Raw genomic sequence first — 26,257 nt, forward strand, 5'->3', positions numbered from 1 at the left:
ACGCGGGTAGCCTTGCCCGCAGGTGCGCCCCGGCGTACCCGGCACGGCATCGAACGAGTCGAGGGAGTTCATGGCAGGGCCAGGCACCCGGGTCTTCATCTCCCACCTCTCCGCCCTCGCCGTCTTCGATCCGAACGGCGACCAGGTCGGCCGGGTCCGTGACGTCGTCGTCTCGCTGCGGCTGAGCGGCCGCCCGCCGCGGGTCCTGGGCCTGGTGGTCGAGGTGGTCGGCCGGCGCCGGATCTTCCTGCCGATGACCCGGGTGACCAGCCTGGAGTCCGGCCAGGTGCTCGCCACCGGCGTGATCAACCTGCGGCGCTTCGAGCAGCGACCGTCCGAGACCCTGGTGCTCGCCGAACTGCTGGACCGCACCGTCACCTGGTCCAAGACCGGTGAGGACGTCACCGTGCTGGACGTCGGGATGGTGCAGACCCGGTTGCGCGAGTGGGAGATCAGCAAGGTCTTCGTCCAGATCGGCCGGGCCGGCCGGCTGCGCAAGGGCAAGGGCGAGCGGCTCACGCTGGACTGGCAGGACGTCACCGGCTTCACGCTGCCCGAGCAGGACCAGGGCGCCGCCAACCTGCTCGCCACCTTCGACCAGCTGCGCGCCGCCGACCTCGCCAGCGTCATGCACCACCTGTCCGCCAAGCGCCGCGCCGAGGTGGCCGCCGCGCTCGACGACGAGCGGCTCGCCGACGTCCTGGAGGAGCTGCCCGAGGACGACCAGGTCGAGATCATCGGCAAGCTCAAGGACGAACGCGCCGCCGACGTCCTGGAGGCGATGGACCCGGACGACGCCGCCGACCTGCTCTCCGAACTGCCCGGCGACGAGGCCGAGCGGCTGCTCCAGCTGATGGAGCCGGACGAGGCCGAGCCCGTCCGCCGCCTGCTGTCGTACGAGGAGAACACCGCCGGCGGTCTGATGACCACCGAGCCGGTCGTACTGGAGCCGGACGCGACCGTGGCCGAGGCGCTCGCCCGCATCCGGGTCTCCGACCACAAGCCCGCGCTCGCCGCGCAGGTGTACGTCTGCCGCCCGCCGAACGAGACCCCGACCGGCAAGTACCTGGGCACCGTGCACTTCCAGCGGCTGCTGCGCGAGCCGCCGTACGTGCTGGTCGGCTCGCTGGTCGACGACGATCTGGACCCGCTGCCGCCGGACACCCCGCTGTCGCTGATCACCAGCTACCTGGCGACCTACAACCTGGTGTCCGCGCCGGTCGTCGACGAGGCCGACCACCTGCTCGGCGCGGTGACCGTCGACGACGTGCTCGACCACCTGCTGCCGGAGGACTGGCGCGAGTCCGCCCTGCACGGCCACGACGACACGAACGGCACGAGGGAAGAGGTGCACGGTGGACGCTGACCGCAAGGGGCGGCGGGACGAGTCCCCCCGCCAACGCCTCCAGAGCGAACTGCGGGAACTGCGCCAGCTGCGCGAACTGCGCGGCCGCGAGGGCGGCCGGGAGCGGCGCGCCGAGATCTCCGTGGCCGGCCCGGCCCGCACCCGGCTCGACCAGCCCCGCACCGCCCGGCCCGGGCTGATCTCGCTGCCCGCCTACGACCCGGAGGCGTTCGGCAAGCTCTCCGAACGGATCGCGCGGTTCCTGGGCACCGGCCGCTTCATCGTCTGGATGACGGTGGTGATCATCATCTGGGTGGCCTGGAACACCCTGCTGCCGGAGAACGTGCGCTTCGACAGCTACCCCTTCATCTTCCTCACCCTGGTGCTGTCGCTCCAGGCCTCCTACGCGGCCCCGCTGATCCTGCTCGCGCAGAACCGCCAGGACAACCGGGACCGGGTCAACATGGAGCAGGACCGGGCCCGCAGCGACCGCAACATCGCGGACACCGAGTACCTGACCCGCGAGGTCGCGGCACTGCGGCACGGGCTCGGCGAGGTCGCCACCCGGGACTTCATCCGCTCCGAACTCCAGTCCCTCCTCAAGGAGATCGAGGACCGCCGGGAGCCCTCCGAGACCCTGTGACCGGCGGCACGCTACCGGCGGGTTAGGGGATCCCCTGAGCGCCGTACCATCAAGGCATGGCCAACGAGACAGAGGTCGCGGCCGGCGTCACGGAGGAGTCCGTACGCCAGGCGCTGGCGACCGTCAACGACCCGGAGATCAACCGCCCGATCACCGAGATCGGCATGGTGAAATCGGTCGAGATCGCCGAGGGCGGCGCGGTGCGCGTCGCGGTCTACCTGACCGTCTCCGGCTGCCCGATGCGCGACACCATCGTCACCCGGGTCAGCGAAGCGGTCGGCCGCGTGCCCGGTGTGACCGGCGTCGAGGTCGAGCTGGACGTGATGAGCGACGAGCAGCGCAAGGAGCTCTCCCAGCTGCTGCGCGGCGGCGCCCCCGAGCGGGAGATCCCGTTCGCCAAGCCGGGCACGCTGACCCGGGTCTACGCCGTCGCCTCCGGCAAGGGCGGCGTCGGCAAGTCCTCGGTCACGGTCAACCTGGCCGCCGCGATGGCCGCCGACGGCCTGAAGGTCGCCGTCGTGGACGCCGACATCTACGGCCACAGCGTGCCCCGCATGCTCGGCGTCGAGGGCCGGCCCACCCAGGTCCAGGACATGATCATGCCGCCGCAGTCGCACGGCGTGAAGGTCATCTCGATCGGCATGTTCACCCCGGGCAACGCCCCGGTGGTCTGGCGCGGCCCGATGCTGCACCGCGCGCTCCAGCAGTTCCTCGCCGACGTCTACTGGGGCGACCTGGACGTCCTGCTGCTGGACCTGCCGCCCGGCACCGGCGACATCGCGATCTCGGTGGCCCAGCTGGTCCCCAACGCGGAGATCCTGATCGTCACCACCCCGCAGATGGCCGCCGCCGAGGTGGCCGAGCGGGCCGGCACCATCGCGGTGCAGACCCACCAGAAGATCGTCGGCGTGATCGAGAACATGTCCGGCATGCCGTGCCCGCACTGCGACGAGATGATCGACGTCTTCGGCACCGGCGGCGGCCAGACCGTCGCGGACGCGCTCACCCGCACCGTCGGCGCGACCGTCCCGGTGCTCGGCTCGATCCCGATCGACGTGCGCCTGCGCGAGGGCGGCGACGACGGCCGCCCGGTCGTGCTCGCCGCCCCCGACTCCCCGGCCGGCGCCGCCCTGCGCGCCGTCGCCGGCAAGCTCGGCGGCCGCCAGCGCGGCCTCTCCGGGCTCTCCCTCGGGCTGACCCCGAAGAACAAGTTCTGACGACGCCTCGCCGAAGGGGCCGGGTGGTTCGACCACCCGGCCCCTTCGGCGTACCCGGCGCCGTCGCGCCCGCCCTCGCGCCCTACGGGCGGGTGTAGGCGGTCAGGTCGGGGGCGGTGGCGAAGCCGGCGCCGTAGGCGCTGACGCCGCGGCCGTAGGCGCCGAGCAGGACGCCGGGGGCCTCGCCGGCGAGCACCCAGCCGTACTCGGACTCGCGGTAGCGGAAGGGCTGCGGCAGGCCGTTCACCGGGAGGCTGAGGGTGGACCAGCCGGGGCCGGCCAGGTCGTCGGCGAGGTCCCACGCGAGGGTGCTCTGCTGGTCCAGCCAGTCCTGGCGCAGCGCGCGGTCGAGCTGGCCGGGCCAGGTCGAGGCGAGCAGGCCCGAACCGGCCAGCCAGGCGGCGGAGGAGGCGGAGGTCGCCTCCAGGGTGCCGGTGTTGTCGGCGCTGCGGCGGCTGTCCCGGCGGGCCACCGTGACCACGACCGCGAACCTGCGCATGTCGCGCGGCTCGTACTGCCTGGCCGGCTCCTCGCCGTGGCCGAGGCTGCCGTAGTCGACGCTGCCGGGCGCCCCGGCACGGGGGCCTCCGGCGCCGGCCTGCATCAGGTAGCGGCGGCCGGTCCAGCCGTCGTCCAGGCCGTACCAGGGGAAGTCGGCGGACAGGTAGGGCACCAGCGGGTCCGCCGGGCCGGCCTGCCCGCCGACCACCGGGCCGCCGGCCGTGGCCGTCGTCCCCACCGCCTGACTCGTCGCGTCCATCCCCGGGCCTCCTCAAACACACGTTTGCCTGCCGTGGCGCGCTCCCATCGTGGCGTACCGCGGCGTTCCCGGGAGCCGTTCCTGGTCCGCGACAGCGCGGAATGTGACGGACGGCTCAGCGGGAACAATCAGCACAATAGCGGCGCACACGCCGCCGCCCCGCTCAGCCGGGCGGCCGGGCGGGGCGGTGGCGTGGTCGTACGGGGCGTGACCGGGGGTCGGTCAGGTCGCGTCGGGGTCGAACGGGGGCCGCTCGCCGGGCTGCAACGGCGCCCCGGTGGAGGCCGCCACCGGGGTGGCGGCCTTCTCGAAGCTCACGCTGCCGCTGCGGCCGTTCACCGGCGCCGCCGGCTTGTCGTCCAGGACGGAGCGGATGTCGAGCGAGTCCTTCATCTCCTTGAGGCCCAGCGGGTCCTCTTCGCCGCCCATGAGCTGCTTGCGGACGAAGGTCTTGGGGTTCAGGTCCTCGAACTCGAAGTCCTTGAACTCGGGGCCCAGCTCGCTGCGGATGTCCTCCTTCGCGTTGTCGGCGAAGGAACGGATCTTCCGGATGAAGCCCATGGTGTCCTGGATCAGCTTCGGCAGCTTGTCCGGGCCGAAGATGATGATCGCCATCACGGCCAGGGTCAGGATCTCCAGCCCGCCTACATCGCTGAACACCTAAGCTCCCTAGCTCGCCGGACGACGGTCCCTACAGGGTAATGGCCATCGGCGGGTCCATGGTCCACGCTGCGATGAAGCCGTGGTAAAGACCTGCCGATGGCCGAGGTCGTCGCGACCGGGGCGCGAGCGGCGCTCTGGGAACGGGACAGGGCCTAGCGGGTCTGCTGGCGCAGTGCGGGCAGGCCGTCCGAGTTGCGCTCCGCGGCCGGCGGCGGCGTCGCGTCGCGGGTCGCGGCGACGGGGTGGGCCGGGAAGTCCACCGGGATCTGCGCGGTCATCGGGACCAGGCCCCCGTTGCGGCCCGTGCCGCCGCTGTTGCCGACCGTGCTGACCGGGTTGCCGTGCTGGTCCTCGCTCTGCGCGCTGAGGCCGCCGACCCCGCCGAGCGTGACCGCGGCGACCGAGAAGGCGCCCGCGGCGGCGAACACGAAGCGGCGCCCGCGCGGCGCGGCGGAGCGTACGGCGGCGGCCGGGCGGGGCCGGACGGTGCTCTCGGGGCGGGCCGCGGCCTCGGGGCGGTCGTTGCGCCGACCCATCAGGGGCCGCAGCACCGCGCCGCCGCGCCCGAACGCCCGCGGGTCGACCCCGGGCACCGGGGTGTCGGCGCCGAGCGCGCCCGCGCCGAAGGAGGCGCCGGCGCCGCGGCCGAAGGAGCCGCCGGTGAGCCGGCTGCCGCCGAGCGTGCCGCCGGCCGCGACCCCGCCGCCGGGCAGGTCGTCGTCGTCACCGCGGCTGCCGCGGCGGACGGGCCAGTCGGCGTCCGCCGGATCGTCCTCGGGAAGGCCTCCGACGGCCATCAGCCGGGCCATCAGGCCGGAGGACGGGCCGGGGGTGCCGGTGCGGGTCAGCAGGTGCTTGACGGCCCGGCCCGCGTCGACCTCGGCGAGGCACTGCGGGCAGGTCGCCAGGTGGGCCTGGACGCGATCGCGCGAGTCGTGGCCGAGCTCGCCGTCCAGGAACGCGGAGAGGCGCTCACCGAGGTGGTGCTCCTCGGCGGCCGGCTCGGCGGGGCGCACCGGCACCGCGCGCAGCGCCGTCTCGCCCGGCAGCGGCAGCGCGGGCAGGACGGGCTCGCCCGGTTCGTCGCCGCCGCGGCGGCCGGGCAGGGCCCAGCCCCGCCTGGCCGCGGACCGGCCGGACGGGTCCGACTGGCCCGGCCCGGACCGGCCGGTTCCGCTCACGATCGCCTCCGTCCGCGCGCACCCGGCGCGAGCGCGCCCTCGACGGCGGCGCCGACCGGCACCGGCTCCTCCGAGCCGCCGCGGCGCTCGCGCCCGGGGGCCGAGCCGGGGGCACGGTGCTTGAGCGCGGCGCGCAGGTGCGAGCGGCCGCGGTGGATGCGGCTGCGGACGGTGCCGAGCTTGACGCCCAGCGTGGCGGCGATCTCCTCGTAGGACAGTCCCTCGATGTCGCAGAGCACCACGGCGGCGCGGAACTCCGGGGCGAGGGTGTCCAGGGCGTGCTGCACGTCGGCGTCGAAGTGCGTGTCGCTGAAGTGCTGGGCCGGGCTGGGCTCGCGGGAGGCGAGCCGCTCGGCCGCGTCCTCGCCGAGCGCGTCGAAGCGGATGCGCTGGCGGCGGCGGACCATGTCCAGGAACAGGTTGGTGGTGATCCGGTGCAGCCAGCCCTCGAACGTGCCGGGGGTGTAGGTGGACAGCGAACGGAACACCCGGACGAAGACCTCCTGGGTGAGGTCCTCGGCGTCGTGCTGGTTGCCCGTCAGGCGGTACGCGAGGCGGTAGACCCGGGCGCTGTGCGCCTCGACGATCTCCTCCCAGGAGGGCGGAGTCCAGGTCTGCGCGTCGGGGCCCTCGGTGAAGGTCGCGAGGGCGGGGGCCTCGGTGGTACCGGCGGCCGGCGTTGCGGCGGCGGGCTGGTCCAGGTCGGAGTGCGCAGGCTGGTTCATCACGGGCTTCGGCGTACGGGCCGACGCGGTGCCGCGGGAGTGCCGCCGCACGGGGACGTCGCCCTCGGCCACACCTCCTCGGTCGGCTCTTCTGCCCAGCAGGGCCACCACCATATCCACCTCACCCGTCAAGCCCGGATAAAAGTGCCCGGGAGGTCTCCCGTACCCGGTCCTTCGTGACAACGGCCCGCCGCCGTACGCGGTTCCCGGTCGGCCAGTAATCTGTGCCAGGAAATATCGACTTCCCCCGGCACCGGGCCGTAACCCGGGGCTCCGAAAGAGGCAGCCATCAGCGAGTTCGGGCCCGCGCGTGTGGCCCTCGCCGACACCTACGTCGGCGAGGACGCGGTGCTGACCTACGCCCGGGCGCAGTCCGCGCGCACCGGGATACGGGCGATCGGGCCCAGCGGCGGGGCTTGCCTGCGGCTGCTGGCCGCGGCACTGGACGCCAAGGCGGTGGCCGAGATCGGCACCGGGACGGGCGTCTCCGGGGTCTACCTGCTGCGCGGCATGCGGCCGGACGGCGTGCTCACCACGGTGGACTCCGAACCGGTGCGCCAGCAGCTGGCCCGCGAGGCGTACCACGCGGCCGGATTCGCGGCCAACCGCTCGCGGTTCATACCGGGCCGGGCGCTGGAGGTGCTGCCCCGGCTCGCCGACGGCCAGTACGACCTGGTGTTCTGCGACGGCGACCCGGCCGAGTCCCGGGAGTACCTGCTGGAGGCGATGCGGCTGCTGCGGCCGGGCGGGATGGTCTGCTTCGAGGGGGTGTTCCAGGAGGGCCGGCTGGCCGAGCCGGAGCTGCAGGACCCCCAGACGGGCGCGGTGCGCGACCTGGTCCGGGACGTCCGGGAGAGCGAGGCGCTGCTGCCGGCGCTGCTGCCGGTCTCGGACGGGCTGCTCTGCGCCATCAAACGGTAGGGCCGGCAAGCGGCAGGACCATCGAGCGGCAGGACCGTCGACGGCAGGGCCCTCGGGCAGCCGGACCGTCAGGCGGGCGGCCCCGCAGGCCCGGGCCGCGGCCGCCGGGCGCGCACGGCCCCGGAACGTCGCGGGGCCCGGGCCGACATGACGTCGTACCCGGGCCCGGCAGCACATCTCCAGGAGATGACGAGCACCCGCTGCGGTCAGCCGCAGGCCTTCTTCAGGGCCTCGCCGAGGGCGTCGGCCTCGTCAGGTGTGAGCTCCACCACAAGGCGTCCGCCGCCTTCGAGCGGAACGCGCATGATGATGCCCCGTCCCTCTTTGGTGACTTCGAGCGGGCCGTCACCCGTCCGCGGCTTCATGGCCGCCATGCTCGTTCCCCTTCCTGCAACCGCTCAGCTACGCACCGGCAGTCCGTCCACCGCCGGTATCGAACGCATTGATCGGAAGCCATTATCCCGCATGCCACGGGCTGATGACCAACATCACTCTCGGTGCAACATCGGCCGGACCGCCCCCAAGCGCCGCAATTGCCGTCATAAGCCCCGGCGTGGCGGCGGTACGCGGGCCGTCGAAAGGTGCGATACCTCACACTCCCCACCCGGCCGTCCGCTCCGGCATCCTGGCACACGACCGACACCGAGCCGACCACAGGGAGCCCTCGCCCATGTCCGATTCCGTGCTGTACGAGCTGGACGGCGGCCTGGCCGTCATCACCATCAACCGCCCGGAGGCGATGAACGCCCTGGACGTCGCGACCAAGGTCGCGCTGCGGGACGCCGTGGCCGCCGCGGCCGCGGACCCGGCGGTGCGGGCGGTGCTGCTGACCGGGGCCGGCGAGCGCGCGTTCTGCGTCGGGCAGGACCTGAACGAGCACCTGACGACGCTGAAGCGGGCCGACGAGACCGGCGAGGGCGCGCTGCGCACCGTCGCCGAGCACTACAACCCGCTGGTGCGGGCGCTGGCCGGGATGCGCAAGCCGACCGTCGCCGCGGTCGGCGGGGTGGCGGCCGGCGCGGGCGCCTCGCTGGCCTTCGCCTGCGACTTCCGGGTCCTCTCCGACCGGGCCGGCTTCAACACCGCCTTCGCCGGGATCGCCCTGACCGCCGACTCGGGCGCCTCCTGGACGCTCCCCCGGCTGGTCGGGCACGCCAGGGCCACCGAGCTGCTGATGCTGCCCCGGACGGTCAAGGCCGCCGAGGCGCTGGAGCTGGGCCTGGCCACCAGGGTGGTGCCGGCCGGGGAGCTCGCCGCCACCGCGCGGGCCTTCGCCCAGGAGCTGGCCGCGGGCCCCACGGTGGCCTACGGCGCCATCAAGGAGTCGCTGGCGTACGGCGCCTCGCACTCGCTGGACGAACTGCTCGACAAGGAGGACGAGCTGCAGACCCTGGCCGGGGAGAGCGAGGACCACCGGATCGCGGTCCGCGCCTTCATCGCCAAGGAGAAGCCGCGGTACCTGGGCCGCTAGGCCCCAGGCCCCGCCCGACCGGTCAGACCGGGCGCGCGGTGCGGACGTGGCAGTCCGCCAGGTGGTCGTCGACCAGGCCGCAGGCCTGCATCAGGGCGTAGGCGGTGGTCGGGCCGACGAAGCGGAAGCCCTCCTTCTTCAGGGCCTTCGCGAGCGCGGTCGACTCGGGCGTGACGGCCGGCACCTCCCCCATCGTGCGGGGGGCCGGCCGGTCCGGGGCTCCGGCGAACTGCCAGATCAGCGCGCCCAGCCCGCCGTCCAGGTCGCGGGCGACCCGGGCGTTGGCGATGGCGGCCTCGATCTTGGCCCGGTTGCGAATGATGCCGGTGTCGGCGAGCAGCCGCTCCACGTCCGCCTCGCCGAACTCGGCGACCTCGGCGATCCCGAAACCGGCGAACGCGGACCGGAAGCCCTCCCGGCGGCGCAGGATGGTCAGCCAGGACAGCCCGGACTGGAACGCCTCCAGGCAGACCCGCTCGAACAGGGCGTCGTCGCCGTGCACCGGACGGCCCCACTCGGTGTCGTGGTAGGCCCGGTAGTCGTCGGTCGACTCGCCCCAGGCGCAGCGGAGCAGGCCGTCCGCGCCGAGCACCGCGCCCTCGGCGAGGGCGGTCACCGGTCGTTCACCGGCTTCGCGTCCTCGGGACGCTCCGGCTCGGGCCGCTCCTTGGTGAGCGCGACGGCCGGTTCGACCACCTTCGCGAACTCCTCCAGGCCGGGCAGCGGTTCGGCGCCGGCGTCCGGGCCGTCGGTCGCCTCGACCGCGCCGCGCAGGTGGCCGGCGGCCTCCAGTTCGGCGATCCGCGAGTCGCGGTAGGCGAGTTCGGCGCCGAGGCGGTCGAGGACGTCGTCGACCTCGTCCATCCGGTAGCCGCGGACGGCCATCGGCAGCCGCAGGTCGTCCACGTCCGCCTTGCTCAGCGGACGGTCCTGCGGCAGCCGGGCCGCGAGGCGGTCCTGCACCGCCTCCGGCATCGAGCCGCCCCCGCCGAGCGCCACCAGCGCGGCGCCGCCGACCACCACGGCCATGGCGACCACGATCACCCAGAACACGAGCTGTCCTCCCGAACTCCCGGCCGGCCTGCTGCGAAGTGCCCCCGACCAAACTGATCATGACAGCATGGTCCCTGTGAGGCCGGGGGCCATCATCGCACCCGCAGCAGCTGTGGAGGAGACATCGGTGGCACTGCGCCTGGGACCGCGGGAATTCGGTGACGACGAGCTGGTGATCATGGCGATCGTCAACCGGACGCCGGACTCGTTCTTCGACAAGGGATCGACCTTCGCGGACGAGGCCGCGTTCGCCGCCGCCGACCGCGCGATGGCCGAGGGAGCGGCGATCCTGGACATCGGCGGGGTGAAGGCCGGGCCCGGTGACGAGGTCACGGTGGAGGAGGAGCTGCGGCGCACCGTGCCCTTCGTGGCCGAGCTGCGCAAGCGCCACCCGGAGGCCGTGATCAGCGTCGACACCTGGCGGCACGAGGTCGGCGAGGCGGTCTGCGAGGTGGGTGCCGACCTGCTGAACGACGCCTGGGGCGGGGTGGACCCGAAGCTCGCCGAGGTGGCCGCGCGCCACGACGTCGGGCTGGTCTGCACGCACGCGGGCGGCGCCGAGCCGCGCACCCGGCCGCACCGGGTCGGCTACCAGGACGTGATGGCGGACATCCTGCGGGTGACCGTCGGGCTGGCCGAGCGGGCGGTGGGGCTGGGTGTGCGGCGGGACGCGGTGATCATCGACCCGGGGCACGACTTCGGCAAGAACACCCGGCACTCGCTGGAGGCCACCCGGCGGCTGCCGGAGATGACCGCGACCGGCTTCCCGGTGCTGGTCTCGCTGTCCAACAAGGACTTCGTCGGCGAGACGCTGGACCGGCCGGTGAACGAGCGGCTGCTCGGCACCCTGGCCACCACCGCGGTCTCGGCCTGGCTGGGCGCGCAGGTCTACCGGGTCCACCAGGTCGCGGAGACCCGCCAGGTGCTGGACATGGTCGCCTCGATCCGGGGCACCCGCCCCCCGGCGGTCGCCCGCCGGGGGCTGGCGTAGACGGCCTAGATCTGGTTGGTCGGCCGGCGGGTGTCGGCGAGGATCTTCATGACCTCGTCGATCTCGTCGGTGATGTGGAACAGCTCCAGGTCGTGCGGGGCCGCCTTGCCCTGCGCGACCAGGGTGTTCTTCAGCCACTCGTAGAGGCCGCCCCAGTACGCGCTGCCGAAGAGGATCACCGGGAAGCGGGTGACCTTCTTCGTCTGCACCAGGGTGAGCGCCTCGAACAGCTCGTCCAGCGTGCCGAGCCCGCCGGGCAGGACCACGAAGCCCTGGGAGTACTTCACGAACATCGTCTTGCGGACGAAGAAGTAACGGAAGTTCAGCCCGAGGTCGACGAACTCGTTGAGGCCCTGCTCGAAGGGCAGCTCGATGCCGAGGCCGACGCTGAGGCCGCCGGCCTCGGAGGCGCCGCGGTTGGCCGCCTCCATGGCGCCCGGGCCGCCGCCGGTGATCACCGCGTAGCCGGCCTCGGCGAGGGCCCGGCCGATGGCCACGCCGGCCTCGTACTCGGGCGAGTCGGCCGGGGTCCGGGCGGAGCCGAAGACGCTGATCGCGGGCGGGAGTTCGGCGAGGGCGCCGAAGCCCTCGACGAACTCGGAGGTGATCCGCAGCACCCGCCACGGATCGGTGTGCAGCCAGTCGGTCGGGCCCGTGGTGTCCAGCAGCCGCTGGTCCGTGGTGCTCGTGCCGACCTGGTCCCGGCGCACCAGCACCGGGCCCTTCTGCTTCTCGGGCCAGGCCTTCTTCTTCCGCGGCGCGCCGACCTGCTCGGGGCCGTGTCCGTAGTGCTTCTCGTCTCCTGTGCCTGTCATGACGAAACCCTACGTCCGGTGATCCCGGTTTTCAGGCAACAGGGGAAGGTCGGTTGGGCGACCGGAAGATGGCGCTCAGCCGATGATCGGCCGGTCGGACCGGCCGATCATCGGAACGGCACCTCAGCTGGTCAGCCAGGCCCGCAGCCGCTCCTCGGTCTCCGCGATGGCGCTCAGCGAGCAGTGCTCCTCCCGCTTGTGCGCGAGGTTCGGGTCACCGGGGCCGTAGTTGACCGCCGGGACGCCCAGCGCGCTGAACCGGGCGACGTCGGTCCAGCCGAACTTGGCCCGGGCCTGGCCGCCGGTGGCCTCCAGGAAGGCCTGGGCGGCCGGCTGGGCGAGCCCGGGCAGCGCGCCCGGGGCGAAGTCGGTGACGGTCAGCTCGAAGCCGTCGAAGACCTCGCGCACGTGCTTCTCCGCCTCCGCCTCGCTGCGGTCCGGCGCGTAGCGGAAGTTGACCGTCACGACGCACTCGTCCGGGATGACGTTGCCGGCCACGCCGCCGTCGATCCGGACGGCGTTCAGGCCCTCCCGGTACTCCAGGCCGTCGATCTCCACCCGGCGCGGCCGGTAGTGCGCGAGCCGGGTGAGCACCTCGGCGGCGTGGTGGATGGCGTTGTCGCCGAGCCAGCTGCGGGCCGAGTGCGCGCGCACGCCGGTGAGCCGGATCTGCGCCCGCAGGGTGCCCTGGCAGCCGCCCTCGACGACCGCGCCGCTCGGCTCCATCAGCACCGCGAAGTCGGCGGCCAGCCAGTCCGGGCGCTCCCTGGCGAGGTGGCCGAGGCCGTTGCGGTGGGCCTCCACCTCCTCGCAGTCGTAGAACACGAAGGTGAGGTCGCGGTTGGGCTCGGGCAGGGTGGCGGCGAGCCGCAGCTGGACGGCGACGCCGGACTTCATGTCCGAGGTGCCGCAGCCGTAGAGCAGGTCCCCCTCGACGTGGGAGGGCACGTTGTCGGCGATCGGCACGGTGTCCAGGTGGCCGGCAAGCAGGACGCGCTCGGGGCGGCCGAGGGTGGTGCGGGCGACCACGTTGTTGCCGTACCGGTCCACGGTCAGGTGCGGGTAGCCGCGCAGCGCGGTCTCCACGGCGTCGGCGAGCGCCTGCTCGTCGCCGCTCACCGACGGGAAGTCGACGAGCCGGGCGGTCAGCGCGCCGCCGTCGAGGGTGAGGTCCAGGGGCGTCGGGTTCGGGCTGCTCATGGCGCCAGCCTAGTCCGCGTGGCGGGCACCCCGTGTGGTGCTTCCGTGACGCGGCGCACGGCGGCCCGCCACGGAGCGAGCGGACCGGCAACCGCAACCGGGTGGCGCCGCACACCCGTCCGAGTGGGTACGGTGTCGGATCAAGAAGCAAGGCGCGAGAGGGGCGACGGTGGCCAGGAGAAAGAGCGGCGAGGAGCTGGGCGAGGAGTTGGCGCCCCCCCGCCGCGGTCCACTGCGCGCGCTGTTGCTCGTGATCGTCGGCCTGCTCGGCCTCGCGCTGGTCGCGGGACTGGCCGTGGTCGGCATCTGGTGGTTCGGCTTCAAGCAGGGCGAGCCCGAGGGCTGCTCGGTGAAGACCGCGGCCGGCAACGGCACGCTGGAGCTCCCGCAGGCGGCCAACGCCGCGACGATCGCCGCGGTGGCGCGCTCGCGCGGACTGCCGGACCGGGCGACGACGATCTCGCTGGCCACCGCGATGCAGGAGTCCAAGCTGCGCAACCTCGCGGGCGGCGACCGGGACTCGATCGGCCTGTTCCAGCAGCGGCCCTCGATGGGCTGGGGCACGGCGCAGCAGATCGGGGACCCGGTCTACGCGACCAACAAGTTCCTGGACGGCCTGGTCAAGGTGCCCGGCTACACCCGGCTGCCGCTGACCGACGCGGCCCAGGCCGTGCAGAAGAGCGGCTACCCGCAGGCGTACGCCAAGCACGAGACCAAGGCGACGCTGCTCACCTCGGCGCTGGCCGGCCGGGAGCCCGGTTCGTTCTCCTGCGTGGTGCACGACTACGCCAAGCCGGATCCGGTCGACTCGCCCTCCCCCACGGCGGGCTCCACCGTCTCCCGGGCCGCCGTCCAGCCCACCGCCGCGGACCGGGCCCAGGTGCTGTCCGACCGGGTGCGCCGCGAGTTCGGCCGCACCGTGACCCCGGCCACCGGGTACACCTCGACCATCAAGGGCGCCGAGAACGCGGTCTCGCTCACCCCGGACCCGTCCGCCGCCGCTCTGACCTCCTCGGCCGACGGAACCGACGGCGGGATCACCGCCGAGCGGGCGAGCGGCTGGGAGGTCGCCCACTGGGCGGTCGCCCAGGCCCAGCAGCTGGGCATCGCGACGGTCGCCTACGACGGGAAGATCTGGCGCAAGACCAAGTCGGAGGACGGCTGGCAGCCGCAGACCTCCGGGACGTCGACCAAACTCGTTCAGGTCACCCTCGCCACGTCCGACAAGGGCTGACGCACTGACGTTCGGGTGGCCGCCGGGCGGGTGAATCCGGTCAACTCCGGTGGACCGGGAGCCCGCCGTGGCGGCCCCGCCGGAGAACCGTCACTCCCCTTGCCCTGCGCGGGGCCCACGGGGCCGTACGGACCCCGCCAGGCGCCGTCACGGCGGTCCTACGATCCGATGGTCGGTCAGACACTTTCCTGGTCCGGGCCGAAACCATCTGGCTTCTCAAGCGGTAACACCGTCAGTCCGCCCGGCGGACGTGACGGACCCAGACCCTCCGAGGAGCCCCATGTCTCACCCCCTCACGCGACGGATCGCCAGCGCCGCGCTGCTCGTGGCGGCCGGCGCGACCCCGCTGGTCGCGGCCGGCTCCGCGTCCGCCCTGGGCGGCGACGCCCTGCTGCCCAGGAGCGACCTGGCCGCGCCGCTGGGCCAGCTGACCAACACCGACACCGGTTCCACCCTCCAGCACACCACCCACCAGCTGGGCCAGGCCGCCGGCAGCACCGGCGCCGCCACCGTCGCCGCGGGCGTACCGGCCTCCGCCGACGCCGCCGGCAACATCGTCGCCCACCAGCTCCCCGAGGCGAACGAGAAGGCCAGCTCGCTGACCGCCCCGGTCGACCAGACCGCCGCCACCACCGGCCAGCTCTCCGCCGTCACCCCGAAGGTCGCCTCCGCACTGGCCGGCAAGCTCGGCGAGGCCGTCACCGGCAAGGGCGCCGGCACCCGCAGCGCCGCGGCCAGCCCGGTCGGCGGGCTCGCCCAGAGCGGTGCCATCGCCAAGGGCCTGCCCGGCGCCGACAAGCTCGCCGGCGCCGTCCCCGGCACCAACGCCGTCACCGACGCGCTGCCGCTCGGCTCCGTCGCGCGCGCGCTGCCCGCCCTGCCCGGCACCGACGTCCTGGGCCTGGCCGAGCACGGCTCGGCCAACCGCCTGGGCGGCGCCGACCTCGGCCCGAACAACCCGCTGTCCGGCCTCACCGGCGCGCTCGGCCCGATCGGCGGCCTGCTGGGCGGCGTGAACGGCGGCAGCATCAGCGGCCTGCCGCTGTAACCCGCCCCGGGTACGGCGAAGGGGCCGGTGTTCCGCTCTCGGAACACCGGCCCCTTCGGCGTCGGTCAGCGGGCCGCGTTCAGCCGCTCCACGGCCGCGGCCACCCGCTCGTCGGTCGCGGTGAACGCGACCCGGACGAAGCGCTCGCCGGCCGGCCCGTAGAAGTCACCGGGCGCCACCAGGATGCCCAGTGCGGCCAGTTCGGCCACGGTCTCCCAGCACGGGCGGTCCTGCGTCACCCACAGGTAGAGGCTCGCCTCCGAGTGCTCGACCCGGAAGCCGTACGCCTCCAGCGCCGCCCGCAGCGCCGAGCGCCGGGCCGCGTACCGCTCCCGCTGCTCCGCCACGTGCGCGTCGTCCGACAGCGCCGCAATCGTCGCCGCCTGGACCGGCGCCGGCACGATCATGCCGCCGTGCTTGCGCACCTCCAGCAGTTCCCTGACCACCACCGGGTCGCCCGCCACGAAGGAGGCGCGGTAGCCGGCCAGGTTGGAGCGCTTGGAGAGCGAGTGGACGGCCAGCAGGCCCTCGTGGTCCGCGCCGCAGACGTCCGGGTGCAGGACCGAGACCGGCTCGGCGGACCAGCCCAGCTCCAGGTAGCACTCGTCGCTGACCAGCAGCGCCCCGTGCTCCCGGGCCCAGGCGACCGCCCGGCGCAGCTCGTCCCCGCCGAGCACCCGGCCGGTCGGGTTGGACGGCGAGTTCACCCAGAGCAGGCGGACCCGCGAACCGTCCAGCTCGTCCACCGAGTCGTACTCGACCGGCTCCGCGCCGCACAACCGCGCGCCCACCTCGTACGTCGGGTAGGCCAGCCGCGGGTAGGCGACCTGGTCGCCCGGGCCGAGGCCGAGCTGGGTCGGCAGCCAGGCCACCAGCTCCTTGGAGCCGACGGTCGGCAGCACGGCCTGCGGGCCGATCTCGGCGCCGCAGCGGCGGTGCAGCCAGCCGGCGATCGCCTCGCGCAGCTCCACCGGGCCCCACACCGTCGGGTAGCCCGGCGTGTCGGTGGCGGCGGCCAGCGCCTTCTGGATCACCTCGGGGACCGGGTCCACCGGGGTGCCCACCGAGAAGTCGCAGAGACCGCCCGGGTGGGCCAGCGCGGTCGCCTTGTACGGCTCCAGCTTGTCCCAGGGGAAGACCGGCAGGAGGTCGGACAGCCTTCCTCGGCCAGATGGGCGGCGCGCCGCCCCCGGGTGACCCGGGAACGGCGCGCGCGTGCTGTTGGTGTTCACAGCTCAGATGCCACCGATCGTCAGTGGTCGGCGTTCTGCGGCGGCAGAGCGGCGATGAAGGGGTGGTCGCGCTCGATCAGGCCCAGCTTCGAGGCGCCACCGGGCGAACCCAGGTCGTCGAAGAACTCGACGTTCGCCTTGTAGTAGTCCTTCCACTCCTCCGGGGTGTCGTCCTCGTAGAAGATCGCCTCGACCGGGCAGACCGGCTCGCAAGCGCCGCAGTCGACACACTCATCCGGGTGGATGTAGAGCGATCGCTCGCCCTCGTAGATGCAGTCAACCGGGCACTCTTCGATGCACGCCTTGTCCTTCACGTCGACACAAGGCTGCGCGATGACGTAGGTCACGCTGTCGTTCCTCCTCGGAAGGGCCGTGGCGGCCCGTTCTGTTCTGCTCGCGTGCGCGGTGAGCGCGGCGTCGTCGATGCCCGCCCCTAGTATCGCGGGTCGGAGACCGCAAATGCACAGGAGGTGCCCAGATGACGGCAGGCGGCCCGGCCCAGGACCGTCCGGAGGTCCGGATAGATCGCTCTGACGTGGGACGACGCGTGTCCGTCCGGCGCCTCTCGGGGTTCGTGGACGACCGGCCGGTGTTCCGGGATTCGATCGGCGTGCTCACATCGTGGGACGATCATGGACTGACGGTCGCCCCGCGGACCGGCGACCCCGTCTCCTTCCCCGAGAAGCTGCTGGTCGCGGGCAAGGTCGTGCCGCTCTTCCCGGCCCGGCGCGCACCGCTGCCCACCGCCACGCCCGTCGAGCTCCAGCGGATCGCGGCCCGCGGCTGGCCCGCCGTCGAACAGGAGCCGCTCGGCGCGTGGACGCTGCGCGCCTCGGCCGGGTTCACCCGGCGCGCCAACTCCGTCCAGGCGCTCGGCGACCCCGGACTGCCGCTGCCCGACGCGCTCGCCGCCGTCCGCCGCTGGTACGCGGCGCGCGGCCTTCCCGCGTACGTCGAGGTGATCACCCCGGGCTCACCGGACGAGCTGCGGACCGAGCTCGACCGGCTGGGCGCCCCTTACGCGCCCACCCTGGTGCGCACCGCCCCGCTGGCCGGGCTCGCCCGGGCCGGCTCCGGGCCCGAGCGGGTCCGGCTCGCCCGGACCGCCGACCCGGCCTGGCTCTCGCTCTACCGCCGGGTCGGCGAGGACGAGGCGCTGGAGCAGGCCGCCCGACAGGTGCTGCACGGCGGGCCGTCGGTCTGGTTCGCGACCGTGCCGGGCGCCCCCGGACAGCCGCCGCTGGCGATCGGACGCTGCGTCATCGACGGGCCCTGGGCCTGCTTCGGCGCGATCGAGGTCGCGCCGTACGCCCGGCGGGCCGGGCTGGCCACGGCCGTCATGGCGGTGCTCGCCGCCCGGGCCGCCGAGGAGGGCGCGACCGGCGGATACCTCCAGGTCGAGGCGGACAACACCGGGGCGATCGCGCTCTATGACGGACTCGGCTTCACGACCAGTCACACTTACCACTACGCCCTTCTCCCCCAGGGGTAGCACCGCCCGCCCGCACCGCCGCCGTCCCGCCCGCACCGCCCGCCCGCACCGCCGCCGCCCCGCCCGCCGCTCCTCGCCCGCCGTTTGCCCGCCCGCCGTACGAAAGCCGTCGCCGTCACCGTGACCGAGCAGAGCAGAGACCGCTTCCGGACCGCCGCCCGCGCCGAGCATCCCGACCCGGTGCTGCTCTGCCTGCTCGCCGCCGCCGAACACGGCCCGGTCCTCGACCCGGACGACCCCGGGGAACCGCCCAGCGTGGACGCCCTGCTCGCCGCCTGCGAGGCCGCCCTCGACCGGCACGCGAGCGCCGTCCGGCTCGCCGTCGCCGAACGCGCCCCCGCCGGCCCGGAGGAGACCGCCGCCCTGCTCGCCGCCGTCCTCGGCGGGCGGGAACGCTTCCACGGACGGCAGTCCGACTACCGGCGGCTCGAATCCTCGCTGCTGCCCGACGTGCTGCGGCGGCGGCGCGGACTGCCGATCATGCTGTCCCTGGTGTGGATGGCGGTCGGGCGGCGGGCCGGGCTCGCCGTCCACGGCATCGCGCTGCCCGGCCACGTCATCGTCGCCGTCGGCGGGCCGGGCGGCGGCGACGAGTACGTGCTCGCCGACCCCTTCCACGGCGGGCGGCTGCTCGACCCGGACGACGCCGAACGCCTGGTCCGCGGCGCCGGGCAGGAGTTCAGCCCCGACCTGCTCACCCCCGCCCAGCCGCTCGACCTCGTGCTGCGCGTGCTCGGCAACATCCGCGCCTGGGCCGCCGACCGCCCCGAACACGCCCGCACCCAGCTCTGGGCCACCGAACTCGCCCTCCTGCTGCCCCGCCACCCCGCCCAGCTCCGCCTCGAACGCGCCGAACTCCTCGTCCGCACCGGCGACTTCCTCGGCGGCTCGGCCGAGATGGACGCCTTCGCGCAGATCCTCGACACCTTCGACCCCGACACCGCCGCCAAGGTCCGCCAGGAGGCCCGGGCCGCCCGGCACCGGCTCAACTGACGACCGTCCGGGAACGCGCCCGGAGCTGGTCGGGGCGCGCCCGGAGCCGGCCGGGAACGCGCTCAGAGCCAGCCCTTCTCCCGGGCGATCCGCACCGCCTCGGTGCGGTTGCGGGCCTCGGTCTTCTGGATCGCCATCGACAGGTAGTTGCGGACCGTCCCCTCCGACAGGTGCAGCCGCCGCGCGATGTCCGCGTTCACCGCCCCGCCCGCCGCCGCGCCCAGCACGTCCCGCTCGCGCGCCGTCAGCGGGTTCGCCCCCTCCGCCAGCGCGGCCGCCGCCAGCACCGGATCGATCACCCGTTCCCCGCGCAGCACCCGGCGGATCGCCTCCGCCAGCTCCGAGGCCGGCGCGTCCTTCACCAGGAACGCGTCCGCCCCCGACTCCATCGCCCGCCGCAGGTACCCCGGCCGGCCGAAGGTCGTCGCGATCACCACCCTCGTCCCCGGCGCGTTCCGGCGCAGCTCGGCGGCCGCCTCGATGCCCGTCATCCCCGGCATCTCGATGTCCAGCACGGCCACCTGCACCTCGTGCGCCAGCACCGCCGCCACCACCTCGTCCCCGCGCCCCACCTGCGCGACGACGTCGATGTCCCCCTCCAGCCCGAGCAGCGCCGCCAGCGCCTCCCGGACCATCCCCTGGTCCTCGGCGAGGAGGACGCGGATCGGGGCCCCGCTCTGAATGTCACTCATGGCCACGACCTTAGGCCGCGGGCGAGGCCGCGGAAGGAATTCGCCTGACTCGTCGAAGTCCTGCGGGCCAGACTGGCGGCATGCTGAACCTGGAACGCCTCCGCCCGGACCACGCCGACGCCCTGCTGGCCTTCGAGCTCGCCAACCGCGCCTGGTTCGCGCGGACCATTTCGGACCGCGGCGACGCCTACTTCGCCGAGTTCCCGGCCCGCCACGCCGCCCTGCTCGCCGAACAGGACGCCGGCGCCTGCCGGTTCCACCTCGTCCTCGACGCGTCCGGCGCCATCCTCGGCCGCGTCAACCTCGTCGACATCGCCGACGGCACCGCCGAACTCGGCTACCGCGTCGGCGAGCACGCGACCGGCCGGGGCGTCGCCACCACCGCCGTCGCCCACCTCTGCCGGCTGGCCGCCGCGGACTACGCCCTCACGTCGCTGACCGCCGTCACCACCCTCGACAACCTCGCCTCGCAGACCGTCCTCACCCGCAACGGCTTCGCGGTCGTCGCCGAACTCGCCCTCGACGACCGCCCCGCGCTCCGGTTCGGCCGCGCCCTCACCGGCGGCCGGCCGTCGGCGTAGGAAACCGGCGCGGGTCAGAGCCAGCGCTGGGCGGCCTCGACGCTGGTGGAGCCACTGGTGTCGAAGGCGATGGCGGCCCGCAGGCCGTCGCCGTCCATGCCGGGGACGGTGTGCGGGTCGAAGCCGAGGACGAGTGCGGTAGCCATGCCGGGAAGGACGGTCAACCCGACCGACCGGGTTCCGCGCCGGCCGACGCGGTGACCGTCCGCAGCGGGACGAGGGCCCGGAGCCGGAAGCCCCGGCCCCGCCCGCCCGGCCCGGCCTCCAGCCGCCCGCCGACCAGGGCCAGCCGCTCCTCCAGGCCCGAAAGCCCGTTGCCCGGCTGGGCCTTGCCCGGTCCGTGCCCGTTGTCGGCGATCTCCAGGACGGCGTAGCGCTCGCCGCCGCCCTCCCAGCTCTCGTCGGCCGTGACGGTGCAGACGGTGGCGCCCTCGCCGTGCCGGACGATGTTGGTGACGGCCTCGCGCAGCGCCCAGGCCAGCGCGCCCGCCTCCTCGTCCGCGAGCCCCGGCCAGGTGTCGGCCAGTTCCGGCGCGGCCTCCAGCCGGACCTGTGCGGCGGCCAGCGCGGTGCGGGCGGCGGCGAGTTCGACCGGCAGGGTGGGGCGGCGGAATCCGGTCACCGCCTCCCGGACATCGATCAGCGACTGCCGGGCGACCTGCTCGATGTCGGCGACCTGCGCCCGAGCCGCCTCGCCCTTGCCGGCGTCCATGAACCGCCCGGCCAGTTCGCTCTTCAGCGTGATCAGCGACAGCGAGTGCCCGAGCAGGTCGTGCAGGTCGCGGGAGAGGCGCAGCCGTTCCTCGGACGCGGCCAGGTGGGCGACGGCGGCGCGGGCCTCGCGCAGTTCCTTCATGGTGGCGATCAGCCGCTGCATGCCGGTCATCGCGGCGCCGGCGAGGAAGGAGGTGAGGGTCAGGGTGAGGACGGTGTCGCCGCCGGCGTGGCTCAGCACGCCAACGGTGGCGGTGACCGCGGCCATGCCGGCGACGCCGGGCAGCGCGTAGCGCACCGGCAGGACCACGGCGGCACACACCGAGGCGTAGGTGAAGAGGGTCAGGAAGGCCTCGCCGAGGACGAAGGCGGAGGCGGTCGCGAGCACGACCATCATCACGACGATCAGCCGACAGGCCCGGGGCCGCATCCCGACCGTCGAGCGGAAGATCACCAGCAGGATGTAGCCGCCGATGAAGACCGCCAGGCAGGACCAGCCGAACACCCGGGCGGCCACCGTGTGTCCGCCGTGCAGCAGCAGGTTCCCCACCGGGTAGGCCAGGTAGATCATCCACAGCAGCATCCAGCTGACCTTGACCAGCAGCTGCCGCCTGGTCTCGATCGGCGAGCCCGGGATGATCACGAACGACCTGCGCGCCGGACCCGCCTCCGGCTGCTCGTCGGATCGGCGGGTCTGGCGCGGCTCGGTCATGTCGGTCATCATGCCTGGCGGGTGTCGCGGCGGTACAGCGCCGCCGCGGCGACGACGAACACCGCGAGGAAGGCGGCCAGCCCGGCGACCGCGCCGGTGTCCAGGGAGTGCCCGGGCTGGGTGAACGCGGCCAGCTGGTTGTACAGGTACACCGGGTTGAACCGGGCGAACTTCTCCAGCGAGCCGCTCACCGGGAACCACGTCCCGCCGAACAGCGCCATCACCATGTACGTGATCATCACGATGGTCTGCACCGAGTCCGGCGCCGCCGCGTACCCGAGCGCGACCCCGAGCGCCGCGAACACGAAGCTGCCCAGCCACAGCGCCGCCGCCAGACCGGCCCACTGCGCGGCACCGAGCGACACGCCCTGGACCGCGCCGAGCGCGAAGACCACCAGGATCGCCGGCAGCGTGGTCACCGAGCTCGCCGCGATCTTGCCGAGGGTGTACGCCCGGCCGGGCAGCGCGGTGAGCCGCAGCTGGCGCACCCAGCCGCTCTTGCGCTCCAGCGAGATCCGCTGCGCGCTGCCGGTGAGCACCGCGCCGACCGCGCCGAAGGTGGCCATCGAGACCATGAAGTAGGTCTTCACCGACAGGCCGCCGGCCAGTGGGGAGGAGCCGTAGGCGTGGGTGAAGAAGAAGTACATCAGCGCCGGGAAGGCGATGGTGAAGACCAGGTATCGCCGGTTGCGGAAGGTCCGCAGGATCTCCAGCCGGATCAGGGTGGTCATCGCACGGTCTCCTTCGCGTCCTCGTGCTGGTCCTGCGCGTCCTCGTGCTGGTCCTGCGCGCCGGTGATGGTCAGGAAGGCCTGTTCCAGGCCGAGGCCGGTGACTTCCAGCCCGCGCGGGTACAGGCCCGCCCGGTAGAGCCCGGCGACGCTGGCGTCGGCGTCCGCGGTGCGGATCCGGACGGTCCGCACGCCCGGCACCCGGGCGGTGACGTCCAGGGACTGCACGCCCGGCAGCAGGCGCAGCACGCCTTCGTCGAACTCCCCGTCCACGTCGTGGAGTTCGAAGGCGACCCGACGGGCTCCGGCGCGCGCCTTGATCTCGGCGGAGCTGCCGTCGGCGATCAGCCGGCCCCGGTGCAGGACGAGGACGCGGTCGGCGATCGAGTCCGCCTCCTCCAGGTAGTGGGTGGCGAACAGCACCGTGCGCCCGGCGTCGGCCTGCGCCCGCATGCTCGCCCAGAACGCCTGCCGGACGGTGACGTCCATGCCGGTGGTGGGCTCGTCCAGCACGATCAGGTCGCTGTCGCCCGCTATCGCGAGCGCGAAGCGGACCCGCTGCTCCTGGCCGCCGGACAGCTTGTCGGCCCGGCGCTCGGCCAGTTCGGTGATCCCGGCGTCGGCCAGCACCTCCTGGACCGGCCGGCCGCGCGGGTGCACGTCGCGGGCGAGCTCGACCAGCTCGCGGACCTTGGCGTCGGCCATCAGCCCGCCGCTCTGCAGCATCGCGCCGACCCGGCCCGCCACGATCGCCTCCCGCGGCGTGCCGCCGAACAGCGTGACGCTGCCCTGGTCGGGCTGGCGCAGGCCGAGCAGCAGGTCGAGGCTGCTGGACTTGCCGGCGCCGTTCGGGCCGAGCAGGGCGACGGTCTCGCCCGGGCGCAGCACGAGGTTGAGGTCGTCCACGGCGCGCACCCGTCCGTAGCTCTTGCCGACGCCGCGGAAGGCGGCCACTTCGGTGCTCATCGTGCTGCTCTTCTCCCCTGATGGTGTCGCGCCCGCGGTCGCGATCGGTGTCGTTCGCACCACCTCAGAGTCCCGTGCGGGCGGGGTGCGGCGGCAGTGTCCGCCGTCGTGCCTTCGGTATGACGGATGTCATGGCTGCGGCCGGTACCCGGGTCAGGGGTACCGGCCGCGCAACCGCAGGTCAGGCTGGGTGTCAGAGGCCCAGCGCGCGCTTCACGAAGTCGACCTGGAGCAGCAGCAGGTTCTCCGCGACCTCCTCCTGCGGCGTCATGTGCGTGACGCCGGACAGCGGCAGCACGGTGTGCGGGCGGCCGGCCGCGAGCAGCGCGGAGGACAGTCGCAGGGTGTGCGCGGCGACCACGTTGTCGTCCGCCAGGCCGTGGATGATCATCAGCGGCCGCTCCAGCCCGGCGGCGTAGCCGGTCAGCGAGTTGGCCGCGTACACCTCGGGCCGCTCGGCCGGGTGGCCGAGGTAGCGCTCGGTGTAGTGGGTGTCGTACAGCTCCCAGTCGGTCACCGGGGCACCGGCGACAGCCGCGTGGAAGACGTCGGGGCGGCGCAGCACGGCGAGCGCGGAGAGGTAGCCGCCGTACGACCAGCCGCGGATGGCGACCCGGCCGAGGTCCAGCGGGAACTCCTCGGCGAGCGCCCGCAACGCGTCGGCCTGGTCGTCGAGGGTGGCCCCGGCGAAGTCGAAGGCGATGGACTTCTCCCAGGCCGGGTTGCGCCCGGGGGTGCCGCGCCCGTCGGCGACGACCACGGCGAAGCCCTGGTCGGCGAACCACTGCGAGTTGAGGTGCGGGTTGTGCGCCTGGACGACGCGCTGGCCGTGCGGGCCGCCGTACGGGTCCATCAGGACGGGCAGCAGGCCGTCCCGCTCGCGGTCGTAGCCGGTGGGCAGGAAGACGGCGGCCGGGATGCGGCGCTCGCCGGCGAAGCGGAACACCGGGCGGGCGGTGATGACCGGGGTCTCGGCGTAGGAGGCGATGGTGGCGACGTCGTCGACGACCACGCCTTCGGGCAGGTCGCGGGCGACCTGGACGAGGGTGCCGGGCAGGTCGGGCTCGGCGGTGGCGCGCACGGTGATCCCGCCCGCGTGCACGGCGCTGGTGACGGAGGTGAACGGACGGCCGTTGGCGGACTCCCAGCCGAGCCGCTTGCCGTCGTGGCTGATCCGGCCGACGGCGATCCAGCCGGGCTCGGGGTCGGTCTCCGCGGCGCCGCCGGAGGCGGTGAACAGCACCTCGGCGTCGGTGACGGCGACCACCGAGCGCAGGTGCAGGTCGGCCCCGGTGACGGCCTGGTCGCCGATCACCAGCGCCCGCACGCCGTCCTCGTCGGAGATCCGGACCAGCTTGCCGTCCGGGGTCCAGGCCGGGACGCCCTGGAACAGCTCCAGCCAGACGTCGTCGCGCTCCTCGAACAGCACCTCGGTGGCGCCGGTGGCCACGTCGAGGCCGAGGATCAGCTGGCTGCGCTGGTCGCGGGCCTGGACGAGCAGCAGCGGCACACCGCCCGCGGACCAGTGCACCCGGGCGAGGTACGGGTGGGCCGTACGGTCCCAGACCACCTCGGTGCGGCCGCCGTCCAGGTCGAGCACCCAGAGGCCGACCTCGGCGTCGGCGGTGCCGGCGGCCGGGTAGGCGACCTCGGCGGGCTCGCGCTGCGGGTTGGCCGGGTCGGCGATCCACCAGCGGCGCACCGGAGTGTCGTCGGCGCGCTCGACCAGCAGCCGGTCGCCGTCGGGGGACCACCAGAAGCCCCGGTCGCGGCTCATCTCCTCCTGGGCGATGAACTCGGCCTGCCCCCAGGTGACGTTCGGGCCGTCGGGCTCGGCGAGCACCCGGTCGGCGGTGCCGTCGGTGCGGGTGAGGCGCAGTTCGCCGGCGGTGTTGGCGTAGGCGACGTGGCTGCCGTCCGGGGAGACCCGCGGGTCCAGCAGCGGTCCCTGGGCGGGCAGTTCGGTGGTGGCGCCGGTGGCCAGGTCGGCGGTGAACAGCCGGCCGGAGAGGGCGAAGGCGGCCAGCCGGCCGGCCGCGTCCAGGGCGTAGCCGACGATGCCGGCCGAGCCTTCGCGGCTGCGCTCGCGGCGGGCCTTCTCGGCGGGCGAGAGGTCCTCCTCGCCGCCGCCGAGCAGCACGGCCGGGTCGGCGGCGATCCGCTCCTCGCCGGTGGCCGTGTCGAGGGTCCAGAGCAGGTTGGCCCGGTCGCCGCCCGACCGGGAGCGCAGGAAGACGACCCGCGAGCCGTCCGGTGCAACGGAGAAGGAGCGGGGCGCGCCGACGGTGTAGCGCAGGGTCCGCGCGTACTGCCGGGGGAAGGTGTCCGCAGGGGTGTGGGAGGTCATGGCACCAGACCCTACGACGCCGTACTCCCGCTGCCGGGCGCCTGGTGATCACTCGTTCGGAGCATCGTTCCCGAGTACGCCCCAAAGGCGCCCATACCCCCTCCGACCGGCCCATGCGCCCCGCGACTGCCTCCGTACCCCGGCGCGTGGAGACTCACCGAATGTAATGCTCCCCTTACCCATCGGGTATGACTGGTCGGGCGAGTGATCGTCGGGCCCGTCCCGGCCCCGGTCGCCCGGCCGCAAGTCCCGTACGGTCCCACCGTCACCCTCCCCAGGGGGTGGCGCACCCGAGAAGGGGTGTGAGCCGACATGGCTTTGTCCGTCTCCGCAGCCATGCTGATGCTGGTCATCGTGGTGGTGCTGATCCGCCGCTCCGGGCTGAAGCTCGCGCACGCGATCATCTGCGCGCTGCTCGGCTTCTACCTGGCGTCCAGCTCGATCGCGCCGTCGATCAGCCAGGTCACCAGCAACCTCGCCGGGATGATCAACGGCCTGAAGCTCTGACCCCGACACGGCGGTCGTTAGGCT

The 26,257-nt window shown here is 73.9% G+C and carries 29 protein-coding genes; 12 read left to right on the plus strand and 17 right to left on the minus strand.

From position 1 onward, the window contains the following. Window positions 1-70 precede the first annotated feature (70 nt). From ABT015_RS17375 to ABT015_RS17385, 3 genes are read left to right on the plus strand one after another with little or no spacing between them, the layout of a single operon-like run. The gene (locus ABT015_RS17375) at window positions 71-1,366 is read left to right on the plus strand and encodes a magnesium transporter MgtE N-terminal domain-containing protein (RefSeq protein ID WP_350879895.1); all 1,296 of its coding nucleotides are present in this window, start codon (window positions 71-73) and stop codon (window positions 1,364-1,366) included. A gap of 49 nt (window positions 1,367-1,415) precedes the next feature. Continuing rightward, a complete protein-coding gene (locus ABT015_RS17380) occupies window positions 1,416-1,988 on the plus strand; it encodes a DUF1003 domain-containing protein (protein ID WP_402452862.1) in 573 nt (190 codons plus the stop codon). Window positions 1,989-2,044: 56 nt separating this feature from the next. Next, a complete protein-coding gene (locus ABT015_RS17385) occupies window positions 2,045-3,205 on the plus strand; it encodes an Mrp/NBP35 family ATP-binding protein (RefSeq protein ID WP_350879896.1) in 1,161 nt (386 codons plus the stop codon). Between the two features lie 82 nt (window positions 3,206-3,287). Here the strand turns inward: ABT015_RS17385 and ABT015_RS17390 are convergent, their stop codons facing one another. From ABT015_RS17390 to sigE, 4 genes are all read right to left on the minus strand, one after another. Beyond that, on the minus strand, window positions 3,288-3,965 hold the full coding sequence (locus tag ABT015_RS17390) for a hypothetical protein (RefSeq protein ID WP_063347930.1): 678 nt from the start codon (window positions 3,963-3,965) through the stop codon (window positions 3,288-3,290). A 222-nt stretch (window positions 3,966-4,187) separates the two neighbouring features. Next, window positions 4,188-4,625, minus strand: coding sequence for a sec-independent translocase (locus ABT015_RS17395; RefSeq protein WP_350879897.1), 438 nt, complete (start codon window positions 4,623-4,625; stop codon window positions 4,188-4,190). 155 nt (window positions 4,626-4,780) lie between these two features. Continuing rightward, window positions 4,781-5,809 carry a zf-HC2 domain-containing protein gene (locus tag ABT015_RS17400; RefSeq protein WP_350879898.1) on the minus strand — a complete coding sequence of 343 codons (1,029 nt, stop codon included), beginning with the start codon at window positions 5,807-5,809 and terminating at the stop codon, window positions 4,781-4,783. Then, a complete protein-coding gene (gene sigE, locus ABT015_RS17405; protein WP_371522687.1) occupies window positions 5,806-6,534 on the minus strand; it encodes an RNA polymerase sigma factor SigE in 729 nt (242 codons plus the stop codon). The genes ABT015_RS17400 and sigE overlap by 4 nt, the downstream gene beginning before the upstream one ends. A gap of 312 nt (window positions 6,535-6,846) precedes the next feature. Here sigE and ABT015_RS17410 point away from each other — a divergent pair, with 312 nt between their 5' ends. Then, a complete protein-coding gene (locus ABT015_RS17410; RefSeq protein WP_350879900.1) occupies window positions 6,847-7,455 on the plus strand; it encodes an O-methyltransferase in 609 nt (202 codons plus the stop codon). A 206-nt stretch (window positions 7,456-7,661) separates the two neighbouring features. Here ABT015_RS17410 and ABT015_RS17415 read toward each other — a convergent pair whose 3' ends face one another. Continuing rightward, window positions 7,662-7,829, minus strand: coding sequence for a DUF3117 domain-containing protein (locus ABT015_RS17415; protein WP_014137929.1), 168 nt, complete (start codon window positions 7,827-7,829; stop codon window positions 7,662-7,664). A 296-nt stretch (window positions 7,830-8,125) separates the two neighbouring features. On the opposite strand from ABT015_RS17415, the gene ABT015_RS17420 reads away from it, so the two are divergent. Beyond that, entirely contained in the window at window positions 8,126-8,926 is an 801-nt protein-coding gene (locus ABT015_RS17420; protein WP_350879901.1) for an enoyl-CoA hydratase-related protein, read from the plus strand. Window positions 8,927-8,948: 22 nt separating this feature from the next. On the opposite strand, the gene ABT015_RS17425 is transcribed toward ABT015_RS17420, so the two are convergent. Further along, the gene (locus ABT015_RS17425; protein ID WP_350879902.1) at window positions 8,949-9,542 is read right to left on the minus strand and encodes a DNA-3-methyladenine glycosylase I; all 594 of its coding nucleotides are present in this window, start codon (window positions 9,540-9,542) and stop codon (window positions 8,949-8,951) included. Then, complete coding sequence (locus ABT015_RS17430) at window positions 9,539-9,979, minus strand: DivIVA domain-containing protein (protein ID WP_350879903.1); 441 nt, start codon at window positions 9,977-9,979, stop codon at window positions 9,539-9,541. Before ABT015_RS17430 ends, ABT015_RS17425 begins: the two co-directional genes overlap by 4 nt. Before the next feature lie 178 nt (window positions 9,980-10,157). Here ABT015_RS17430 and folP point away from each other — a divergent pair, with 178 nt between their 5' ends. After that, window positions 10,158-10,970: a dihydropteroate synthase gene (folP, locus tag ABT015_RS17435; RefSeq protein WP_350880034.1), complete on the plus strand. Its 813-nt coding sequence runs from the start codon at window positions 10,158-10,160 to the stop codon at window positions 10,968-10,970. Between the two features lie 5 nt (window positions 10,971-10,975). Here folP and ABT015_RS17440 read toward each other — a convergent pair whose 3' ends face one another. Next, window positions 10,976-11,785 (minus strand): LOG family protein, encoded by an 810-nt coding sequence (locus tag ABT015_RS17440; protein WP_350879904.1) that lies wholly within the window; start codon window positions 11,783-11,785, stop codon window positions 10,976-10,978. Window positions 11,786-11,908: 123 nt separating this feature from the next. Further along, window positions 11,909-12,985 (minus strand): succinyl-diaminopimelate desuccinylase, encoded by a 1,077-nt coding sequence (gene dapE / locus ABT015_RS17445; RefSeq protein ID WP_350879905.1) that lies wholly within the window; start codon window positions 12,983-12,985, stop codon window positions 11,909-11,911. A 169-nt stretch (window positions 12,986-13,154) separates the two neighbouring features. On the opposite strand from dapE, the gene ABT015_RS17450 reads away from it, so the two are divergent. Next, window positions 13,155-14,219 (plus strand): VldE C-terminal domain-containing protein, encoded by a 1,065-nt coding sequence (locus tag ABT015_RS17450; RefSeq protein ID WP_350879906.1) that lies wholly within the window; start codon window positions 13,155-13,157, stop codon window positions 14,217-14,219. Window positions 14,220-14,499: 280 nt separating this feature from the next. Continuing rightward, the gene (locus ABT015_RS17455; RefSeq protein WP_350879907.1) at window positions 14,500-15,267 is read left to right on the plus strand and encodes a hypothetical protein; all 768 of its coding nucleotides are present in this window, start codon (window positions 14,500-14,502) and stop codon (window positions 15,265-15,267) included. Window positions 15,268-15,332: 65 nt separating this feature from the next. Here ABT015_RS17455 and dapC read toward each other — a convergent pair whose 3' ends face one another. Together dapC and fdxA are read right to left on the minus strand one after the other, a co-directional pair. Then, window positions 15,333-16,424 carry a succinyldiaminopimelate transaminase gene (dapC, locus tag ABT015_RS17460; protein ID WP_350880036.1) on the minus strand — a complete coding sequence of 364 codons (1,092 nt, stop codon included), beginning with the start codon at window positions 16,422-16,424 and terminating at the stop codon, window positions 15,333-15,335. A 95-nt stretch (window positions 16,425-16,519) separates the two neighbouring features. Continuing rightward, on the minus strand, window positions 16,520-16,846 hold the full coding sequence (fdxA, locus tag ABT015_RS17465) for a ferredoxin (protein ID WP_030061559.1): 327 nt from the start codon (window positions 16,844-16,846) through the stop codon (window positions 16,520-16,522). Between the two features lie 131 nt (window positions 16,847-16,977). Between fdxA and ABT015_RS17470 the strand changes: the two genes are divergently transcribed. Beyond that, on the plus strand, window positions 16,978-17,991 hold the full coding sequence (locus ABT015_RS17470) for a GNAT family N-acetyltransferase (RefSeq protein WP_350879908.1): 1,014 nt from the start codon (window positions 16,978-16,980) through the stop codon (window positions 17,989-17,991). A 120-nt stretch (window positions 17,992-18,111) separates the two neighbouring features. Further along, window positions 18,112-18,984: a transglutaminase family protein gene (locus ABT015_RS17475; protein WP_350879909.1), complete on the plus strand. Its 873-nt coding sequence runs from the start codon at window positions 18,112-18,114 to the stop codon at window positions 18,982-18,984. 62 nt (window positions 18,985-19,046) lie between these two features. Here ABT015_RS17475 and ABT015_RS17480 read toward each other — a convergent pair whose 3' ends face one another. After that, window positions 19,047-19,676 carry a response regulator gene (locus ABT015_RS17480; protein WP_350879910.1) on the minus strand — a complete coding sequence of 210 codons (630 nt, stop codon included), beginning with the start codon at window positions 19,674-19,676 and terminating at the stop codon, window positions 19,047-19,049. 80 nt (window positions 19,677-19,756) lie between these two features. Here ABT015_RS17480 and ABT015_RS17485 point away from each other — a divergent pair, with 80 nt between their 5' ends. Next, a complete protein-coding gene (locus tag ABT015_RS17485; protein ID WP_350879911.1) occupies window positions 19,757-20,257 on the plus strand; it encodes a GNAT family N-acetyltransferase in 501 nt (166 codons plus the stop codon). Window positions 20,258-20,271: 14 nt separating this feature from the next. Here the strand turns inward: ABT015_RS17485 and ABT015_RS17490 are convergent, their stop codons facing one another. The 5 genes from ABT015_RS17490 to ABT015_RS17510 form a co-directional block, all read right to left on the minus strand. Then, complete coding sequence (locus tag ABT015_RS17490; RefSeq protein WP_350879912.1) at window positions 20,272-20,403, minus strand: hypothetical protein; 132 nt, start codon at window positions 20,401-20,403, stop codon at window positions 20,272-20,274. A 14-nt stretch (window positions 20,404-20,417) separates the two neighbouring features. Beyond that, window positions 20,418-21,683, minus strand: coding sequence for a sensor histidine kinase (locus tag ABT015_RS17495; protein WP_350879913.1), 1,266 nt, complete (start codon window positions 21,681-21,683; stop codon window positions 20,418-20,420). A gap of 8 nt (window positions 21,684-21,691) precedes the next feature. Further along, entirely contained in the window at window positions 21,692-22,414 is a 723-nt protein-coding gene (locus tag ABT015_RS17500) for an ABC transporter permease (protein WP_350879914.1), read from the minus strand. Next, window positions 22,411-23,379 (minus strand): ABC transporter ATP-binding protein, encoded by a 969-nt coding sequence (locus ABT015_RS17505; protein WP_350879915.1) that lies wholly within the window; start codon window positions 23,377-23,379, stop codon window positions 22,411-22,413. The genes ABT015_RS17500 and ABT015_RS17505 overlap by 4 nt, the downstream gene beginning before the upstream one ends. A gap of 193 nt (window positions 23,380-23,572) precedes the next feature. Then, window positions 23,573-25,726, minus strand: coding sequence for a S9 family peptidase (locus ABT015_RS17510; RefSeq protein WP_350879916.1), 2,154 nt, complete (start codon window positions 25,724-25,726; stop codon window positions 23,573-23,575). Window positions 25,727-26,038: 312 nt separating this feature from the next. On the opposite strand from ABT015_RS17510, the gene ABT015_RS17515 reads away from it, so the two are divergent. Continuing rightward, window positions 26,039-26,233 carry a DUF2304 family protein gene (locus ABT015_RS17515; protein WP_063347949.1) on the plus strand — a complete coding sequence of 65 codons (195 nt, stop codon included), beginning with the start codon at window positions 26,039-26,041 and terminating at the stop codon, window positions 26,231-26,233. Window positions 26,234-26,257 lie beyond the last annotated feature (24 nt).

The organism is Kitasatospora sp. NPDC094016, from assembly GCF_040304045.1.
Lineage (GTDB): Bacteria > Actinomycetota > Actinomycetes > Streptomycetales > Streptomycetaceae > Kitasatospora.

Bases quoted from the DNA above. Each gene is read 5' to 3' on its own strand.
- ABT015_RS17375 (WP_350879895.1), top strand. From the start codon at position 71: ATGGCAGGGCCAGGCACCCGGGTCTTCATCTCCCACCTCTCCGCCCTC.
- ABT015_RS17385 (WP_350879896.1), top strand. From the start codon at position 2,045: ATGGCCAACGAGACAGAGGTCGCGGCCGGCGTCACGGAGGAGTCCGTA.
- ABT015_RS17390 (WP_063347930.1), bottom strand. From the start codon at position 3,965: ATGGACGCGACGAGTCAGGCGGTGGGGACGACGGCCACGGCCGGCGGC.
- sigE (WP_371522687.1), bottom strand. From the start codon at position 6,534: ATGAACCAGCCTGCGCACTCCGACCTGGACCAGCCCGCCGCCGCAACG.
- ABT015_RS17415 (WP_014137929.1), bottom strand. From the start codon at position 7,829: ATGGCGGCCATGAAGCCGCGGACGGGTGACGGCCCGCTCGAAGTCACC.
- ABT015_RS17420 (WP_350879901.1), top strand. From the start codon at position 8,126: ATGTCCGATTCCGTGCTGTACGAGCTGGACGGCGGCCTGGCCGTCATC.
- folP (WP_350880034.1), top strand. From the start codon at position 10,158: ATGGCGATCGTCAACCGGACGCCGGACTCGTTCTTCGACAAGGGATCG.
- ABT015_RS17440 (WP_350879904.1), bottom strand. From the start codon at position 11,785: ATGACAGGCACAGGAGACGAGAAGCACTACGGACACGGCCCCGAGCAG.
- dapE (WP_350879905.1), bottom strand. From the start codon at position 12,985: ATGAGCAGCCCGAACCCGACGCCCCTGGACCTCACCCTCGACGGCGGC.
- ABT015_RS17455 (WP_350879907.1), top strand. From the start codon at position 14,500: ATGTCTCACCCCCTCACGCGACGGATCGCCAGCGCCGCGCTGCTCGTG.
- ABT015_RS17470 (WP_350879908.1), top strand. From the start codon at position 16,978: ATGACGGCAGGCGGCCCGGCCCAGGACCGTCCGGAGGTCCGGATAGAT.
- ABT015_RS17480 (WP_350879910.1), bottom strand. From the start codon at position 19,676: ATGAGTGACATTCAGAGCGGGGCCCCGATCCGCGTCCTCCTCGCCGAG.
- ABT015_RS17485 (WP_350879911.1), top strand. From the start codon at position 19,757: ATGCTGAACCTGGAACGCCTCCGCCCGGACCACGCCGACGCCCTGCTG.
- ABT015_RS17490 (WP_350879912.1), bottom strand. From the start codon at position 20,403: ATGGCTACCGCACTCGTCCTCGGCTTCGACCCGCACACCGTCCCCGGC.
- ABT015_RS17495 (WP_350879913.1), bottom strand. From the start codon at position 21,683: ATGACCGAGCCGCGCCAGACCCGCCGATCCGACGAGCAGCCGGAGGCG.
- ABT015_RS17500 (WP_350879914.1), bottom strand. From the start codon at position 22,414: ATGACCACCCTGATCCGGCTGGAGATCCTGCGGACCTTCCGCAACCGG.
- ABT015_RS17505 (WP_350879915.1), bottom strand. From the start codon at position 23,379: ATGAGCACCGAAGTGGCCGCCTTCCGCGGCGTCGGCAAGAGCTACGGA.
- ABT015_RS17510 (WP_350879916.1), bottom strand. From the start codon at position 25,726: ATGACCTCCCACACCCCTGCGGACACCTTCCCCCGGCAGTACGCGCGG.
- ABT015_RS17515 (WP_063347949.1), top strand. From the start codon at position 26,039: ATGGCTTTGTCCGTCTCCGCAGCCATGCTGATGCTGGTCATCGTGGTG.